Annotated in this window: 13 protein-coding genes; 7 read left to right on the top strand and 6 right to left on the bottom strand. The window is 40.9% G+C overall.

The annotated features are described in order from the left end of the window. A partial coding sequence (locus tag AACT23_RS02975; RefSeq protein WP_094128106.1) for a response regulator transcription factor occupies positions 1-430 on the top strand: 430 nt, incomplete at its 5' end. A gap of 156 nt (positions 431-586) precedes the next feature. On the opposite strand, the gene AACT23_RS02970 is transcribed toward AACT23_RS02975, so the two are convergent. Then, positions 587-5,776 carry a hypothetical protein gene (locus AACT23_RS02970; protein ID WP_094128103.1) on the bottom strand — a complete coding sequence of 1,730 codons (5,190 nt, stop codon included), beginning with the start codon at positions 5,774-5,776 and terminating at the stop codon, positions 587-589. A 666-nt stretch (positions 5,777-6,442) separates the two neighbouring features. Continuing rightward, a complete protein-coding gene (locus tag AACT23_RS02965) occupies positions 6,443-7,231 on the bottom strand; it encodes an AraC family transcriptional regulator (RefSeq protein ID WP_094128100.1) in 789 nt (262 codons plus the stop codon). A gap of 99 nt (positions 7,232-7,330) precedes the next feature. Here AACT23_RS02965 and AACT23_RS02960 point away from each other — a divergent pair, with 99 nt between their 5' ends. The 4 genes from AACT23_RS02960 to AACT23_RS02945 all read left to right on the top strand — a co-directional run bounded on the left by AACT23_RS02960 (position 7,331) and on the right by AACT23_RS02945 (position 11,096). Further along, the gene (locus AACT23_RS02960) at positions 7,331-8,230 is read left to right on the top strand and encodes a DMT family transporter (protein WP_013868061.1); all 900 of its coding nucleotides are present in this window, start codon (positions 7,331-7,333) and stop codon (positions 8,228-8,230) included. Between the two features lie 129 nt (positions 8,231-8,359). After that, positions 8,360-9,277 (top strand): GGDEF domain-containing protein, encoded by a 918-nt coding sequence (locus tag AACT23_RS02955; RefSeq protein WP_094128097.1) that lies wholly within the window; start codon positions 8,360-8,362, stop codon positions 9,275-9,277. Between the two features lie 196 nt (positions 9,278-9,473). Further along, the gene (locus tag AACT23_RS02950) at positions 9,474-10,235 is read left to right on the top strand and encodes a DeoR/GlpR family transcriptional regulator (protein WP_013868063.1); all 762 of its coding nucleotides are present in this window, start codon (positions 9,474-9,476) and stop codon (positions 10,233-10,235) included. Between the two features lie 138 nt (positions 10,236-10,373). Beyond that, positions 10,374-11,096, top strand: a complete 723-nt coding sequence (locus AACT23_RS02945) for a helix-turn-helix transcriptional regulator (protein ID WP_017050309.1) — start codon at positions 10,374-10,376, stop codon at positions 11,094-11,096. A gap of 3 nt (positions 11,097-11,099) precedes the next feature. Here the strand turns inward: AACT23_RS02945 and AACT23_RS02940 are convergent, their stop codons facing one another. Next, positions 11,100-11,681: an acyl-homoserine-lactone synthase gene (locus tag AACT23_RS02940; RefSeq protein WP_013868065.1), complete on the bottom strand. Its 582-nt coding sequence runs from the start codon at positions 11,679-11,681 to the stop codon at positions 11,100-11,102. Positions 11,682-11,981: 300 nt separating this feature from the next. Between AACT23_RS02940 and AACT23_RS02935 the strand changes: the two genes are divergently transcribed. Together AACT23_RS02935 and AACT23_RS02930 are read left to right on the top strand one after the other, a co-directional pair. Continuing rightward, a complete protein-coding gene (locus tag AACT23_RS02935; protein ID WP_026027856.1) occupies positions 11,982-12,467 on the top strand; it encodes an acyl-CoA thioesterase in 486 nt (161 codons plus the stop codon). A gap of 93 nt (positions 12,468-12,560) precedes the next feature. Continuing rightward, positions 12,561-12,806: a hypothetical protein gene (locus AACT23_RS02930; protein WP_013868067.1), complete on the top strand. Its 246-nt coding sequence runs from the start codon at positions 12,561-12,563 to the stop codon at positions 12,804-12,806. A gap of 319 nt (positions 12,807-13,125) precedes the next feature. Here AACT23_RS02930 and malG read toward each other — a convergent pair whose 3' ends face one another. From malG to malE, 3 genes are all read right to left on the bottom strand, one after another. Then, positions 13,126-14,016 carry a maltose ABC transporter permease MalG gene (malG, locus tag AACT23_RS02925; RefSeq protein WP_010317575.1) on the bottom strand — a complete coding sequence of 297 codons (891 nt, stop codon included), beginning with the start codon at positions 14,014-14,016 and terminating at the stop codon, positions 13,126-13,128. Positions 14,017-14,028: 12 nt separating this feature from the next. Next, the gene (malF, locus tag AACT23_RS02920; protein WP_013868068.1) at positions 14,029-15,603 is read right to left on the bottom strand and encodes a maltose ABC transporter permease MalF; all 1,575 of its coding nucleotides are present in this window, start codon (positions 15,601-15,603) and stop codon (positions 14,029-14,031) included. Between the two features lie 76 nt (positions 15,604-15,679). Next, positions 15,680-16,861: a maltose/maltodextrin ABC transporter substrate-binding protein MalE gene (gene malE / locus AACT23_RS02915; protein ID WP_026027705.1), complete on the bottom strand. Its 1,182-nt coding sequence runs from the start codon at positions 16,859-16,861 to the stop codon at positions 15,680-15,682. Positions 16,862-17,401 lie beyond the last annotated feature (540 nt).

Genomic DNA, 17,401 nt, shown 5'->3' with positions numbered 1-17,401 from the left:
ACCTCATCTCGACGGTTTTGAAGTGATCAAACGATGCCCCCCTCATACTGATCAAAATTATATTATTTTATCCTCTATGCCACATAGTTTAATAAAAGAGCATTTGGAAAAAATCAATATAAAAGCATATATATCAAAACAAGATGATATCTCTAATATAAAAACAAAATTAGAATCATATATTAATAGCCATTGTGATATATATGTTGATACTTCATCAGATGCAAATGAATTAGTTAACAGTCTATCTGCTAGAGAAATTCTAGTTCTAAAATATTTGGCTCAAGGTTATAGAAATAAAGAAATTGCAAATTTATTGATTCTAAGCGAGAAAACCGTTAGCACGTATAAAAAAAGACTAATGGACAAATTAGGTTGTACTTCAATGTCTAACCTTATTCTTTTCGTACATAGGAATAATATTTTATAGACCAGATGAAATATACACGTCTATACTTGAAAAAATAAATATGACCTATTGACTCGCTGTCAACATAAACTAACAATTCTAGGTTAGCGTGTATGCAGAACTTGTTATTATGCATGAGAGAGAAACTTATCCTCATGCATTTTTAACACGTAGAATTTAGTTGAGGGCCCCTTCACTTACTGGGACATAGAGATCAAAATCCCCACTATCCCTATCAATAGCAACCAAAATGCGAGAGTGTTTTTCGACTATAGAACGTTGCATCCGGTTAACACGTACGCCTTCGTGAGCTCTTTGAGAAAAATCATTTGTTTCTAATTGCAACGTTCTCAATGTTTTCATATCTACATCAAATCCACCAAAATTGCTACGAAACTTATCAAGCAAGGAAACATACTGAGCAATAGAGTCTGCATTCCTAATACCTTTTTTTCCTGAAATACTGTTTATGGATCTAAGATGTGGACCACCTAAACTGCTAGTTGGGTTGAGCCCGATGGAATCACTACGATATTCTATTTTGTCATTTGCAAGGTTTGCTAATTCATAAATATCAACATATCCTGTTGCCTGTTTTTTAGTACCAACATAGACAAAATCCAAACTATTCGGCGCACCATGAGAGAGTTCGTGGATTAATACATCCGCCACAGCTCTGTCACTTTTCCCCATTTTTTGGTAGTACTGATTAAATCCTCTTTTGTTGACTTTAATAAATTTTACTCGTTGATCTAATCCAAACTTAGCGTATTCAGAGCGCGACAACGCAGCGACTATGACTGAGCTACCCTCAATCTGGTTACCTATATCAAAATTCACTACAGACAACCGTTCAGTATCGGAACGCATTGCTTCGATAATGGATCTCAGTCTCTCTTGACTACTAGGGTCATCATAAAAATCTTTACCAAAAAATACATCCTGAGCAAGCCTAACATCATCATTTAGTGCCGTGTTATCCATAGCAGATAAGGTATTATCAAGCTTACTTTTAGCGATAGGCAGAGCATTAGCTAAACTTCTTTTAATATTTCGTACTTGTATTATGTTTCCAATAATGGGTATACGCTCAAGCATAGAACCCCATGAATTTCCACTTACTTCATCTAAGTCAGATAATACCGAGCTTTGACTGCTTTTTAATGCTCTTTCAGCTTCATTAAATACATGGTTTAGATTCTGCCTGATGGTTTTAACTTTTCCTGCTGAAAGGCTTTCCCCAACCACTGGAATTATCTGGGCACTATCAAAATCGATAAGCGCAAACTTACCTGTATGAGGATCGTATAAAATATTACCCAAATTTATATCATTATGGTCGATCCCATTAGATCTTAGATATTCCACAAGTTCATTAACTATACCCTCTTCTTTGAACTTTCGAACGACATCTGACAGCTCTGGTCGAGCATTTCTAATGATGTTACTCAACGAATCCCCATGAATTTTTTTCATTTTGACCGAGACAGTTTTTACCATGGGATCGGTAGTGTCATGAAGTATCACCTCAGCAGAACCTTCCCCATACAATCTGTTGAATGCGGCTTCAGTGTTTCTGGCAGCGTAAAGTCTACACAGCGATGAGCGAGCAGGATTCTCATCCAAGCGAATGTTTCCGCTATAATCTTTCACAACAAAATTGTCATCAAGCTGGTATACCTTACCTATCGCCCCAAAGCCTATTTCATTGTTCGCTTTTCTATAACCTACAGTCATAGTTTTAATCCCTGAGAGATCAACCCCCTGCTCATGAGCAATGTGAGCAAATGCTTCGAATGACTTTTTACTCATAACCTCCCGCGATGTATCAAGTAACCTTTTTCTCAATAGCGTACATAACGCACCAGGAGCTCGCTTCACGCGTGAACAAAGCGCATTTTCCAGCTCATTATTGGTCAACAAACGGCCTACATCTACGATGTCACTCGGTATATCGAGCGACTGAAATATCGCTTTTCGTTGCCATTGATGCTTGAAAAAGTTATTTGCAACAGTATCAATGGCATCTTTTGTCGCTTTTACGGCTTTTGTGGCTGTCCCTATTAGCTTGCCACCACCTTCAAATACCAACTCTATCGCTACAGAGATCGCTACTTCTTTTAAGTATTTATTTCGCTCTTCTTCAGTATCGCTAATTGCGGCTTTCCCAAGTAATGGACCAATTGACATTGTAGTACCGTATAAAAACCCAGCAACAGTCCCCATCCCCACTGCTGGAAGTGCTAATATATGTGATATTTTTTCGATTCTATTCAACATACCCAAAGCTGCCGATTCTAAGTGCGAACTAACTAATACATCCATATCATTTGAATATTTATCAATTGTACGTTCAAAAAGATTAGAATAATCCATGCCTTTTTTATCAATCGTCATTTGGTCATAATTCCCATGAAATTCGGCCGGAAAATGAAGCTGAACCCATTCTCGTAATTCTGTATTTACTCTTATTTGTCTTTTAAAATCATTAATTGATGCAAATATAAGAACTTTATTCGTTAATAAAGAAAATAATTTTATAGGGCTATACTCTGGGTTTAAATCATATGACCATTTTTTGGAAAAATGTGGCCCATCTTCAGGCGATGGATAGATGAGAAGCATAGGAGCCTCACGGATTGAATATGAATGATTAATGTCCAATTGGTGTAGTTCAAGTGCCGACTTAGCGTAATCATAAAAACGCTCTTTTACTTGTAAATCAGACCTTAATGCGTTCATTAAACGCAAAAATTCAGCTTGTGTGTCAGTATTTTCAAGACTGTGGATCAAAGAATTAGAAATACCTGATGTGTTAATGATCTCTCGTTCATTATAAGCCGTATTCTCTGCTCGCCATGCTCGTTCCCTACCCGTTAGAATATCTGCAATAGAAAAGCTTTTTTTTACCGGAGGGTTTTCACGCATCGCTACAGAGTGCGCTTCCGGATGATGACTGAATACTGTATAGCGGTATGTTACTGTATTTGACAGTTCAACACCGGGTTCATTCACGGCAAGTCTATCTAATGTGTGTTGGAAATAACTCATCGGAGTTTCAATGCTACTCAGCAATTTATCTTTATTCGCTTCTACACTAGATTGCTTCTCCATAAATCTTAAAAACTTAGTAACATTCACTTTCTCTTCATTAAGAAATATTAGTAAATTGTCATGAACTTCACTAGGCCAAGAAACACTGACTTGCTTACGTTTTAATATTGGATGGTTTGTTGCCTCACTGCACAGGTAGTCGACGACTGAAATTACATCGTATTTAATTCGACCTAAATGGTCTGAGAAGCTGTATATAAGGTCTGAAAAAATAAATTTATCGATATCAATATTCTCTACTGCATGGGGATCAGTTTTTTTTATATCGTAAATTCTTGAGGTTAAATATAGAGCGGCGGCTGTATTTGATAGTTCTACTTCAGTTAGCTCGGTGCTAGGCAATGACTTCATTACAAGTGATTCAATTTCTAAGGAATTTCTAGTACGTTCATCGATGCTATCTTGAACGGCCATTTTAGATTTGAATTCAATAATATCTCGATAAAGCGACTCTCGGTTGAAATAAAGTGGCGTCGCACCTTGCCGATTTTTCTCTCCTAGCCACCCGACAAATAAGGCATCAGTACAGGTATTTACATAGTTTTTAGTTTCTTGAATTTGCTCGTCAATGAAGTAGTTCAGACTCTTCAGTTTTCGTATTGCGCTAGTTGTATTGATTGAATCTATTCCGCTCTTAGATATTTTTTTTATCAGCTTTCTAAAATTGTTATCTAAAGATTGCCATTCAATACTGCGTTCATTTAAAATTTTCAGTGATTTAGCATCATTAAAATAGGGTAATTTAGAGACTAACTGTAATAGGTTACTTAGTATTGCGATGTTTTCATTCAGTACTAAAATGGTATTGTTGAATGGGAGTGGATCATTTTCTCTATCAGTGGAGGAAACACTCAATATTGACAACTGATTTATAAAATTGGCTCTTAATTCAGACAATTCTGTTGATAGCTCATTCAACGCATTTTTATCCAATTCTCCATTCCATAAATCAAGCAGATTGCTAAATGTCGATTTGGATTTTTTAAAAGCGACCAATTGATCTAATTTTGACTGCAAAAATTTTTGCTTGAAGTTTAGATGTATAAGCCGTGGCTTGGATACTTTAATACCTTTTTCTTGGAGTGTATTTAAACGCAATACATTGATCTTAATCTCTGCAAGTTTTTTCTTAAAAAATATGCGTTTTCGATGTATGGAAATATCTTTACGCTCCATTTTTTCATTGATTCTTTTGACAAAGTGTTCTTCTATTCCACCGTAATCTTTTCGCTTCCAGCCAGAAGAAAGCGACCTTTTTTGCCGAGTATGACTATCAATGACATTCTCATCATCCGTGTCTTCATCAATAGAAGTTTCAACAGCTTGATTTTCAAGCTCTTCGATGTCTTCAATTGATATGGAAGAGAATAAATTTTGTATTTTTTCTCTCACCTCAGTATTTTCAACAATCTCCCCATCCTCAAACGTCATCAAATTTTCTGTATAGTTTTCGAGAGTCTCTTTGATAAGCTCTAGATTTCCCTGATGACCATGCATATTGTTTTCAGTAGCCATTAAGTGCGTTGTTATCTCTTTTCCATACTTGTAGCTTTTTCCAAGAGCGGGGCTTGAATTTTGGCGGCTTGCCACTACATTAACGTCCTGTTTAACAGGCGAAGCCGAGCTTTCAACCTTTATTGTTTTCATTTTCATAGCGTTTTGTAGCGAAGGTTGTATCCTTGGCTGCCCCCCAAAAGGCAAGGATGGGCTAGTCGATACTGAACCGTTCCTAGCAGAGTCCAAAACCATAGGCTCTGGAAATAAGTGGCCACTGAACACGGAAAGAATTCTTAAGGCTACGCCGCCTGCACTGGTGTTGAATCGGTTTGGCCTTATACCGCCTTCGACATCGTATGCTTTAATTTGAAGTATTAACTCACGGGCTTTTTGCTCAATGTATGTTTTCCTACTTTGACCTAAACACCTATCCACTTCGTTAATAAATACTTCCTCATAATGACTTTCATCAGATACTTCTCCAACTTGCGCCCTCTCTACCCAATACTTGATACGTTGTAGATCTTCTTTATGCTTACGTTCATTATTCGTATTACCTTTACTGTTTTCTATTTCCGAATCTAATTTTTTTAAAATTTTCTCTGACCTATTTTTTGTTTGTGAATTACTTTTAGGTTTATTAACATGCTGAACAGATATAACTTTGACATGAGGATGTATGGTTGTACCACTACTGGCTAGATTTGATGTTGAATCTATTCTTTCTAATGACGTTGGTTTTTGTATGGAAGGCATCTATTATCAACTCTTATAAATTAATGGATATATAACGATATTTAGACTTGGAAATATCAGAATAAAAAGGAAGTTAGAATAAATGAACCAACACTATATGGAGATGGGGGTTATGTATGCTATCATCCTGTTTAAAAACATTGACGGGAAAATAACAAAGTAATTTATATTGTCATCTTTTTTTTCGTGATTTTATATGACAAAAGTTGCATTGATCTATAGTTAATTCAAGCCGCACGATTTTGATAAAACTTGTTTCTGATTTTTTTGATACGGCAATACTATTTTTTAGTATACATAGCAAGATTTAATATACATAACATGAACCTGACTTTATCGACAATCAATCATATTCAACGAAGACGTGTATATATTAAAAATATGTCAGCTGTATGTCATGTGTCACTTAATCTTTCAGCAATATTCATAACTTTTCAAATCATGAGTGTTAATTAATCTGCTCATCTAAAGATGTATTAGTACAACCTATCCAATTAAACGCAATACTGCTTTAATGACTTCACCAACTGATAAATTAAGATTGTCTGTAAGAGATCGAACTCACATAATTTGTCCCTTAACGTTGTAAAAAGTCACCATATCAAGTCTAAGGCACTTCTTTATGGTTTGATCAGCGACAAAGTGCTTACATACGCTTAAGCAATATTATAACAAACGATTTTTATACTGTTCCGGCGTTTGGCCGGAGTATTTTTTAAACATAGTAATAAAAGGACTGGCTTGGTTGTAGCCAAGAGTTAATGCTACCTCTTTCACTGAATGCCCTGTGCGCAGTAAATCCATGGAATAGAGATAGCGTACTCTTAATCGCCATTCGGTAAAACTCATCCCTAGTTCCGTTTGGCAATGACGCGCTAATGTTCGCTCTGTGGTATGTACTTTTTCAGCCCACAAAGCCAATGTCGTATCATCGGTCGGGTTTTCTTCTACCGCCGCTAAAATCGGGGCTAAATATTTGTGATTAGTGGAAGGCAAAAAATGATGCTGCGTTTCTTGCGTTGCCAATTGATCGAGCAATACTTGAACTAAACGTTTATCTTGCGCGTTTTGAGCCACACTGATTTCACGCGATCGAAAATCCTCAATGATGGCAGAAACGATGGGCGTCACTTTTATCAAACTGGTGTGCTTGGGAAAACCATGGGTGAGAGCCCGATCAATATTGAGCGAACAATATTCAATTGGCTTACGATTATAGCTGCAGTGTTTCACCCCCGTAGGAACCCAAATCGCGAGATGAGGCGGTGCGAGAAATCGCGTTTCTTGCGCTTCCATTTCCAAAATCCCGCCGGAAATTAGCTGCACTTGTCCCCATGGATGGCTATGAGTTCGCGTTTCTGTGTTTGACAAAAACGCATCGAAATTCATAAAGACATCCGATGGCGCACTGTCAATCGATAGTGAAGGGTGAAGATTTCTGGGCGCTTTTTTCAAACTTGTCTTCCTATCGCTCGCAATGTCGTTTTGGAGATATATATAATTATAGAGACCTGCCACACTATACTTCAAAGCACAATTTGCGACGAGGCTCACATGGTATATCTTCTTCCACTATTCACGGTTCTAATTTGGGGTGGTAACTCTATCATCAACAAGCTCGCCGCAGAAACCATTGAGCCAAGTGCGATGAGTTTTTATCGCTGGTTTGTCGCGATGCTGTTGCTAACCCCCTTTTGCTTACCTACCGTGATCCGCCAATGGGTAATCATCAAACCCCATTTAACTAAACTGGCTTTTTTAGCCATGTTAGGCATGGTACTGAATCAGTCTCTTGGCTATTACGCAGGGCTAACGACTACTGCATCAAATATGTCGTTGATCACTTCGCTGGTACCACTGCTCAGTGTGTTCATCAGCGTTCCTCTGCTCCATAAGCGCATTTCAGCTTTGAGTGTTGTCGGAGGAGTCCTCTCTCTCGCAGGGCTTGCTTTTATGCTAGGTCAAGGCGATATGAGCTTCTTCTTGCATCAAGATATTACACATGGTGATGCATTAATGGTGGTGGCTGCAACCGTTTACGCACTTTATTGTGTGTTACTTAAACGGTGGAAAATGCCGCTAAGCAATTGGACGCTTATTTATATGCAAGGGTTGTTTGCTGTCTTAATGCTGACACCATTATGGTTGACCAGTGAACATCTCCTACCCACGGAAGGCTCGCTGCCCCTAATCGCTTACGCTTCTGTCGCTGCATCCTTATTGGCTCCATGGATGTGGGTAAAAGCGATCGACTTAATTGGTGCAGACTCTAGTGCGATGTTTATGAATTTGTTACCTGTGGTGGCGGTTTCGCTTGCCACAACCCTGTTAGGTGAAACAGTGCAAAACTACCATCTTTTAGGTGGAACGATGGTAATTTCCGGGGTTATTTTATCCCAAATAAAACTGACAAAAAGCCGTACAACAGCTATCGAGGGCGCAATACAACCATAAAATTGAGCATCTAGCATCGATTCGAGCTATGTTTATGGAAGAAGAATAAAAATAAACAAAAATGAAATGTATTGAGGGATCCTTTACGTCAGATCCGTTAGGCAACCTAGCAAATTTGGTGGCCAGATAATGATTCTTGATAACATCGAAGATGTGTATAGCAATAATTTGTTTGCCTTGCATGAGCTTGTTCTCAACGAGCTCGGTTCATACGTATTCGTAAAAAACCGCCAAGGTGAGTATCTGTATGCAAATCAGCTAACACTTAAACTGTTTGGCACAACTTTGGAAGAACTCAGAGGCAAAACTGATCATGATTTTTTTCAAGATGACCTACTCGCCGATATTTTACACAGCGATCAAATGGTATTTGATACCAAACAGCCTTTCATCAGTGAAGAACGTGCACAAGCAAAATTTGATACCAAAGTACGCGTCTACCGCGCAATAAAGAAACCTATTCTAAGTATACAAACGGGTGAAGTGATTGGCCTTATCGGTGTTTCTACTGAGATTACCGATATTGTCGAACTGCGAGAACAGCTTCACACTCTAGCCAATACCCATGACTTAACGCAGCTCTACAATCGCCGCAAGTTGTGGCGAGAAGCGTGTAATGAATTTACGTTGGCTCAGCGTGATCATTATCCGATAAGTTGTATTGCCATTGATATCGACAACTTCAAGTTAGTAAACGACACCTATGGCCACCAGCGAGGAGATGATGTGATTTGGCAGTTAGCAGAGATAGCGAGAAAGCACACACGCCATGGCGATGCCTGCGGTAGAATTGGTGGTGAAGAGTTTCTGATTGTTCTGCATAAGGCGAATGCGCATGAGGCCTTTCAAGTGGCAGATCGTTTGCGTAAAGAATTTTATGCATACGCATTTTTTGACAACGGCGCACACTTTAGTATCAGTTGTGGTATCTCTGAAATTGCGGGCAGCGATGCCGATTTTTTCGAAATTTATCGCCGCTCAGACAAAGCACTTTATAAAGCCAAGCTCGCTGGACGGAATCAATGTGCCACATTCCAAGAAACATAACTATGTTCCATAAAGGGTCTATAATGTTCGTTTAATGTGAATTATCACTTAAAACGAGCAAATACTCGCGTATCCCATTCACTAATGATTGAATTTGGTCGATTAAACCGTACACTCACAAAGTCGTAGTGCCTTACGCAAAGTAAGCATTCAAGGTATTGACCTATTTAAGCTTCAATGAATAAGGATATTTAAGGTGAAAGCAGTTAAACGCCATCAAGAAATTATCGAATTAGTTCAAACACACGGATTTGTGAGTACCGATGATTTAGTCGAGCGATTCAATGTCAGCCCACAAACCATCCGCCGAGATCTCAACGAACTTGCAGATGCCAATAAGTTACGACGCAATCACGGCGGCGCCACCATCGCGTCTAGTTCTGAAAACTCCTCTTACCACACTCGCCAAGTAACTTATCAGCAAGAAAAAGAGAAAGTGGCTGCCGAGCTAGTCAAACACATTCCCGATGGCGCAACGCTCTTTATCGACATAGGCACGACACCTGAAGCTATCGCTCGGGCATTAATGCTCAATCACGAAAATCTGCGCATTGTCACCAACAACATTAACGTGGCGACGATTTTAATGGCCAAACCGGATTTCAATGTCATCTTAGCGGGCGGTGAAGTGCGCAATAAAGACGGTGGCGTGACGGGTGAAGCCACTTTGGATTTCATTTCACAATTTCGTCTCGATTTCGGTATTTTAGGGATTAGCGGCATTGACTATGATGGCTCACTTTTAGATTTCGATTATCACGAAGTGAGAGTCAAACGGGCGATCATCGAAAATAGTCGCTGTGTTTATCTCGGTGTCGACCACAGTAAATTCGGACGTAATGCCATGGTGAAGCTAGGCACAATTGCCGATGTCGATTTGATCATTACTAATGCTCAACCACCAGAAGAAATTGATGCATTCGCTCGTGAAAATGAAGTAACCATTCAGGTGGTATAGATAGATTGAGGCCAAACCGACATTTGAACTAGATTTTCCCGCCAAATAGATAAACTATTTCATTATTTGCTCGTACTGTTACGGTTTTTTTTGATATAAATGCCAATATAGTACGACGCAATTTAGAACTTTCGGCTTATGTACAAAATTCTGAGACTGATCCAAGAGAACCAACAAATCACTAGCCACGATGATTTGGAAAATGTACTCAATGGGCTCAATAACTTAATTGGTCATGAATTTTTCCTCTTTGGCCTCTCTTTTCAACCCACGTTAAAAACCAGTGAAACGCTTGTCACGGACAATTACCCCAATAGCTGGCGACAGCAATATGATGAATCCGGCTTCATGCATATCGATCCGATTGTCAAATACAGCATTACCAATTTTTTGCCCATTCGCTGGGATGACGCTAAACGAGTCAATGATGATGGACGAGTCATTTTTGAAGAGGCGCGTTGCAATGGACTCAAAGCGGGATTTAGCATTCCAATCCATGGACTTAGGGGGGAATTTGGCATGATAAGTTTTGCAACCTCAGATACCAAGTCTTACGATTTGAATCAACAAAGTATCCATACCTCACAGCTCATTGTACCGTTACTGGCTCATAATATTGGCAACATCACCCGTTACCATAAAGACGCAAAACCGAGAGCGGTGCTCACCGCACGTGAAGTACAATGCTTAGCTTGGGCGGCCGAAGGCAAAAGCGCTTGGGAAATTGCCACGATTATTAATACGTCAGAACGTACCGTGAAGTTCCATTTCAGTAATGCTTGTAAAAAGCTTGGCGCGACGAATCGCTACCAAGCGATCACTAAAGCTATTTTAGGTGGCTATATCAATCCCTATTTATAAGACTTATGCATTGACACTTGCACGATATGCTTCATTCATTGGAATATGCAAAGCGACTGAACGTGTACTTCCCAAAAGATGCACTTTTTTATCACCGAGTCTTTCGCATGGGATCCCCATCCGCTTAATCAATTTTTCCACACTGGCCGATGTGACCGTTACATAGGCATTGATGTGATATTGCTGGGCGTGATGATACAGCGACTGAAACATCTGCAGCGTAACATTACTCACGCCGCCCAATTGCGCCGAATGATCTTTATCGACCGCAAAACGACTCAGCTCATAAATCTCCTTTGCTTTGGGTGCTTGCTGCACACCGAGTAATTCCGAAAAAGTATCTTTAAGCATATAACGCGACGTCGTTGGCAAAATTCGCCAACACCCCACTAAATGACCCTGTTCCTCTTTGGCATACAAATAGTGTGCTTCTGGAACGTCGTACTCATCAGTCTCCATTCCTCGATTTGTTTTTAGCTCCCACTGCAAGCGTTGCGAAAAAACTTTATAGCGTAACTTCAGCAATGACACATAATCAGCTTGAGGGACACTTTGAAAGGTATGTGAATAAATTGAAATAGTCATGTGACTTCTCCTTAGGTTATTGGAGAAATCACGCTAAACAATCTCATCAGAGATAGAACCTGTTCGATCGAACAGTTACGTCGAAATACTGTTTAAACTATTATTAACGCAACTGAATAACTAACGCTCAGTTGGCTCAATAAGGTACAACATAAAGTAAATAACTCGTACCGCTCGGCTTTAAAAATCCTCTTAGGCAACTAAGAGGATTTTTTATATCTGCTGCATTCAAAATAATATTGCAGTTTGGTTAACGCTTTGTTATTTATGATTCCGTTAATAAAAAACAAGGATTCCCCAATGAGTAGTGGCCAACGTGCAATAACTTTGCGTTTTTTAGCAGAGCCCGGTGATGTGAATTTCGGTGGTAAAGTCCACGGTGGCGCTGTCATGAAATGGATAGATCTAGCGGCCTATGCGTGCTCTGCAGGCTGGAGTGGTAAATATTGCATCACCGCTTATGCGGGAGGGATCCGCTTTGTCGCTCCTATCCACGTAGGGAACCTCGTTGAAGTCAGCGCAAAAGTCATTTATACGGGAACGAGCTCAATGCATATTGCCATTGATGTGCAAGCGAGCGATCCAAAAGAGTTGAAAAACCAGCTGACTACCCATTGTATTGTCATCATGGTGGCTGTCGATGGGCAAGGCAAGCCCACCCCTATACCCGAATGGGTGCCGCAAACAGCAGAAGATATTGCCCTACGCCAATCAGCGATACGCTTAATGAACATGCGTAAAGAGATAGGGGAAGAGATGGAAGCTCACGTTAAGTACTTAAAATAACCACCCACGATGCGCTCAGTTGTCATTTTTTCTTCATCTTTATCTGCTTAAATCGAGCCCTCTGAAATTTTGCATCGATGATAGGAAAAGGCTTTGACTCCCAGAGAGATTACCTTGAGCGAATCAACATTAGTCGACCCAAAGTCAATTGAGTATCACTGGGTCCGAACGCTTTACGTTGAAGGCTACCAGCCCCAAGAAATTAACCACTATATCCGTACCTGCTTTGGCGGAGATGATACCTTCGCCGATTTGTTTCGCCGCGTTGCGCTGCAGCAAGAGAGTTTGTATGTCCTTTTGCAATACTTAGGCTGCGCCCCTTCTAGCCGTGAGTTCTAATTTTTTAGCCTTCCTTTACGACGTTACACAAAGATTTCAGATGTGGGTCGCATCCAAACACCATTTCACTTTTGAGACATTCAATTCATCATATACTGCATGCGCGTTACCAATAGCACCCTTTAGTACAGGTATAAAAAAACCCAAGCAATGCTCGGGTCTTGGTTACAAAAACTGTTAGTTTGTTGGATAGTAAGGAATAAAGCTAACAGCCAGCTATGCGTAACGCCAGATTTGCATATTACTTAACTGATCGGCGGCCAAACCAAATACGTTAAGCTAATACAGTATGGGCGACCTCACGGTCGCCCTATCGTTATTATCCTTTCACACCACCGGCCGTAAGTCCTCCGACTAACCAGCGCTGTGCAAGCAAAAATACGACAGTGATAGGTAAAGCAGACAACACTGCTGCTGCTGCAAAATCTCCCCACAAATAGTTCTGAGGATAAAGATACTGCTGCATACCCACCGCTAATGTATATGAGTTTACATCAGAAAGTAGCAAAGATGCCACTGGTACTTCACCAACCACCCCAATAAACGAGAGAATAAACACAACCGCAAGGATCGGCACAGAGAGTGGTAGCAGCACCAGTCTAAAGGCTTGCCATGGTGTAGCTCCATCTAAAGCAGCCGCTTCTTCTAATGAGTTATCTATCGTTTCAAAATAGCCTTTGATCGTCCATACGTGCAGTGCGATACCACCTAGGTAGGAGAAAATCAAACCACCATGCGTATTTAAGCCAAGAAATGGGATGTATTGACCTAATTTGTCAAACAGTGCATACATCGCAACCAGTGCCAGTACCGCTGGGAACATTTGAAAAATCATCATCGCTTTTAGGATGGTGTCTTTACCTTTAAAACGCATGCGCGCAAAGGCATAAGCAGATGTTGTCGATAGGGCCACAATGAGCACTGAAGTAATGCCTGCTACTTTCACTGAATTCCATAACCAAGTCAGAACCGGAAATGGCGGCGGTGTAACAGAGCCATCAGCATTAGTGACAGCAAAACCTAATGCCAATTTCCAGTGTTCTAGAGATGGGTTATCCGGGATCAAACTGCCTGTGGCAAAGTTCCCTTCACGAAATGAAATCGCAATGACCATCAATAGTGGAAAAATGATCAGCGATAAAAATGCCCACAGAGCAACATGAGTCGCCCATAAGCGATATTTGAGAGATTGACCTTGTACCATCGCCATAACGATTACTCCTTAATTCTGTGACAGCTTCGTAAAACGTAAGTTGAGTAGTGCTAACCCACCAACCAGTAAGAAGATCAAGGTTGCGATGGCACTAGCCAAACCGAAGTCTTGACCACCAGCTCCTTCAAACGCAATACGATAGGTATAGCTTACGAGTAAATCGGTGTAGCCGGCTGGCTCTGAAGTACCAATCATATTCGGGCCACCTTGTGTCAGAAGTTGAATCATCACAAAGTTGTTAAAGTTAAACGCAAAGCTCGCAATAAGTAACGGAGTCATTGGTTTGATCATGAGCGGCAATGTGATACGGGTGAAGTTGTGTAAAAAACCTGCACCATCAATCGCCGATGCTTCATATAAATCCTCTGGAATCGCTTTCAAAAGACCCATACACAAAATCATCATGTAAGGAAAACCAAGCCAAGTATTGACGATCAGCACCATACTTTTAGCGAGAAAGGGGTCTGAGAACCAGCTAGGACTAATGCCAAAAATACTGTTGAGCACCATATTGATCTCACCAAAGCTTTGGTTGAACAAGCCTTTGAAGATCAAAATAGAAATAAAGGCAGGAACAGCATAAGGCAGGATTAATAGCACTCGGTAAACGGCGCGACCTTTAAGCTCTTCCCATTGCACAACACTAGCCAACACTAGCCCTATCATAAGAGTGAAAATCACGGTTAAGGTTGAGAAAACGACCGTCCAGATAAAGATATTGATGAAAGGCTCTTTAATACCGTCATCTTTCCATACACGCTCAAAGTTATGTGTGCCAATTTTCACCACAAAACCAGGCGATACTGTCGCACCGATAAATTGACCACTTTCGTCCACTGGTTGATAAAAGCCAACATCCATATTCGGCCGTAGTATTTCGCCTGTTTGATTATTGACCAGCGTTTCGCCATCATCTTGCATGGTGTAAAGCGGCGATACGGCGGCAAACTTGCGCAAGCCACTCATACGTACATCTTCACCACTAGGGAAATGCAGATCAATTGAGCTCAACGTAGCACGGTGATTAATAATGGTTTTAATCGGCTCTTTGGTGCCCTCAATACCCTCAATAGGTTGAAGGTCCATATCGGTCACCGATAAGCCATTTAAGGAAAACACGTCGGTAGCGAGCGTCTGCTCTCCATCTTCGATTGCAATTCGATAGCCACTTTCCGTTTTGTATAGAGTGAAAGGATAGCTTTCCCCGCCCTGATAAGTTCGATCCAACAGCACGGTCTGTGCACGTTCTAAAGAGAGTTGGTTTTTAGCACTGTAGTTAGTAAAAGCCAGACCAACGGTGTAGGCCAAAGGAAAGAGGATGAATAAGATCATTCCCGCGATACCCGGATAAATATAGCGGTGTGCGTAAGTATGTTTACTGCCGAAAATATAAAGGGCCAGAGCGGTAAGAATGAGAGTAAGCAGCGCAAAGGCGAGCTCACCGCGAGAATACATAAGAATAGTGGCGTAACCGTTAACGATACCAACCGTACCTAATAAAGCCCATTTAATGAGCACATTTTTACTGGAAGGAAGTGCCGTTTCGGGTGCTGACAAAGCATCTGTACCTTGAACTGACTGCATAGAAGAACCTGCTAGCGATATAAACGTAAAATGAAGGAGAGGTTACCCTCTCCTTAAGGGCTTGACCAAAACCGAATTATTTAGTCATTTGTTTTTCTGCATCAGCCAGTGCGGCATCGACAGTTTGGCGGCCATCTACAATATTGATAATTGCACTTTTCGCGCTGCCCCAAAATGCATTCATCTGAGGGATGTTCGGCATAATTTCGCCATTCATTGCGTTATCCATTGTCGCGGCGATGCGTGTATCTGCATCAAGCTCACGTTGGAAAGAGTTAAGAGCCACCGCGCCAAGAGGTTTATCATTATTGACCATGCGCAGACCATCATTGGTGAGTAAGTAGTTTTCGATAAACTCAATCGCGAGATCTTTATTTGGAGAAGCGGTGCTGATACCAGCCGTCAATACACCCACGAACGGCTTGGAAGATTGCCCGTTAAATTTAGGTAATGTCGTCACACCGTAGTTAATGCCTGATTTTTCAATGTTGCCCCAAGCCCACGGACCGTTGATCGTCATTGCCGTTTTACCTTGGTTAAACGCAGCTTCAGAAACAGAGTAGTCCATATCCGGAGAGATCACGCCTTTGTCCACTAAGCCTTTCACGAAGTTCATCGCGTCTTTTACGCCTTTATTCGCGATACCCGCATCTTTCACATCATAGCCATCAATCGTGTATTTGAATGCGTAACCGCCATCAGCCGCCATAAGAGGCCATGTGAAATACGGTTCTTTCAAGTTCCACATGATGGCCGTTTTGCCCTCTTTCTTAAGTTTGGCGTTCAACGCTTCCACTTCTTCCCAGCTTTTCGGTGGGTTTGGCACAAGATCTTTGTTATAGATGAGAGACAAGGATTCTACCGCGACTGGGTAGCCGATGATTTTACCGTTGTATTTCACCGCATCCCATGCAAAATCCACGATACCCTCTTGAATCGCTTTTGAAGGTTTAATTTCAGCCAGCAAGCCAGCTTCTGCATAACCACCAAAACGGTCATGAGCCCAGAACACAATATCAGGTCCATCACCCGTTGCTGCGGTTTGTGGGAATTTATCTTGAAGTGCGTCAGGGTGAGCCACGGTCACTTTGATACCCGTGTCCGCCTCAAATTTCTTACCCACTTCAGCCAAACCGTTATAGCCTTTATCACCATTAATCCAAATGGTGAGTTGTCCTTCTTCAATAGCAGCATGTGCACCAAACGAACCAAGAGCAACTAGAGTGCTTAGCGCGACTGTGCTTAGGGCGTTTTTCATGTTCATATCCTTTTTATTTTTGTGTTGTAGGGCTCACCAACAGGTTTCGCCGTATTTCGTCATATATAATCAGAGAAAACCTAACTTGACTCATCCTCCTACGCCCTACGCCCTCGATATTATGGACTATTTTCGTGATCATCATCGCTCAAGGTTAGAGAGCTCAATCACAAAAAAATACCTTTTTGTGACATGCTTCCACTTAACAGCCATTAATTATTTGAACTGGATCTAACTCAGCCCTTAAACCCCTCCTCCATCGCATCCATCGCTACTCCCCCCTATAAAAAACTCAATTAGGAGGATGTATCAAACACACACATCACACAAAATACAGTCATCCCAGAGTGGATAGTAAGAGCCTTTTCCAGTAACTCATCGTTTACTGGCTTACATCGCTAGATTGGTTTGCTGTCATAAATGAGCGTTCGTGGTAATTGATTTTATAACGGGGGAGACGCTCAATGTGCAGGGGAAGTGAACTAAATCATTGGCATGGATGGGTGATGCTTTCTTCAAACTCCCTTAATTTGAAGACAT

Source organism: Vibrio sp. V09_P4A23P171 (assembly GCF_963875615.1).
GTDB lineage: Bacteria > Pseudomonadota > Gammaproteobacteria > Enterobacterales > Vibrionaceae > Vibrio > Vibrio anguillarum.
The sequence above is the reverse complement of the archived record's forward strand: the minus strand, read 5'-3'. Positions and strand labels throughout refer to the sequence as shown.

Coding starts and splice junctions, on each gene's coding strand:
- AACT23_RS02970 (WP_094128103.1), bottom strand. CDS start 5,776: ATGCCTTCCATACAAAAACCAACGTCATTAGAAAGAATAGATTCAACA.
- AACT23_RS02960 (WP_013868061.1), top strand. CDS start 7,331: ATGGTATATCTTCTTCCACTATTCACGGTTCTAATTTGGGGTGGTAAC.
- AACT23_RS02955 (WP_094128097.1), top strand. CDS start 8,360: ATGATTCTTGATAACATCGAAGATGTGTATAGCAATAATTTGTTTGCC.
- AACT23_RS02945 (WP_017050309.1), top strand. CDS start 10,374: ATGTACAAAATTCTGAGACTGATCCAAGAGAACCAACAAATCACTAGC.
- AACT23_RS02940 (WP_013868065.1), bottom strand. CDS start 11,681: ATGACTATTTCAATTTATTCACATACCTTTCAAAGTGTCCCTCAAGCT.
- AACT23_RS02935 (WP_026027856.1), top strand. CDS start 11,982: ATGAGTAGTGGCCAACGTGCAATAACTTTGCGTTTTTTAGCAGAGCCC.
- malG (WP_010317575.1), bottom strand. CDS start 14,016: ATGGCGATGGTACAAGGTCAATCTCTCAAATATCGCTTATGGGCGACT.
- malF (WP_013868068.1), bottom strand. CDS start 15,603: ATGCAGTCAGTTCAAGGTACAGATGCTTTGTCAGCACCCGAAACGGCA.
- malE (WP_026027705.1), bottom strand. CDS start 16,861: ATGAAAAACGCCCTAAGCACAGTCGCGCTAAGCACTCTAGTTGCTCTT.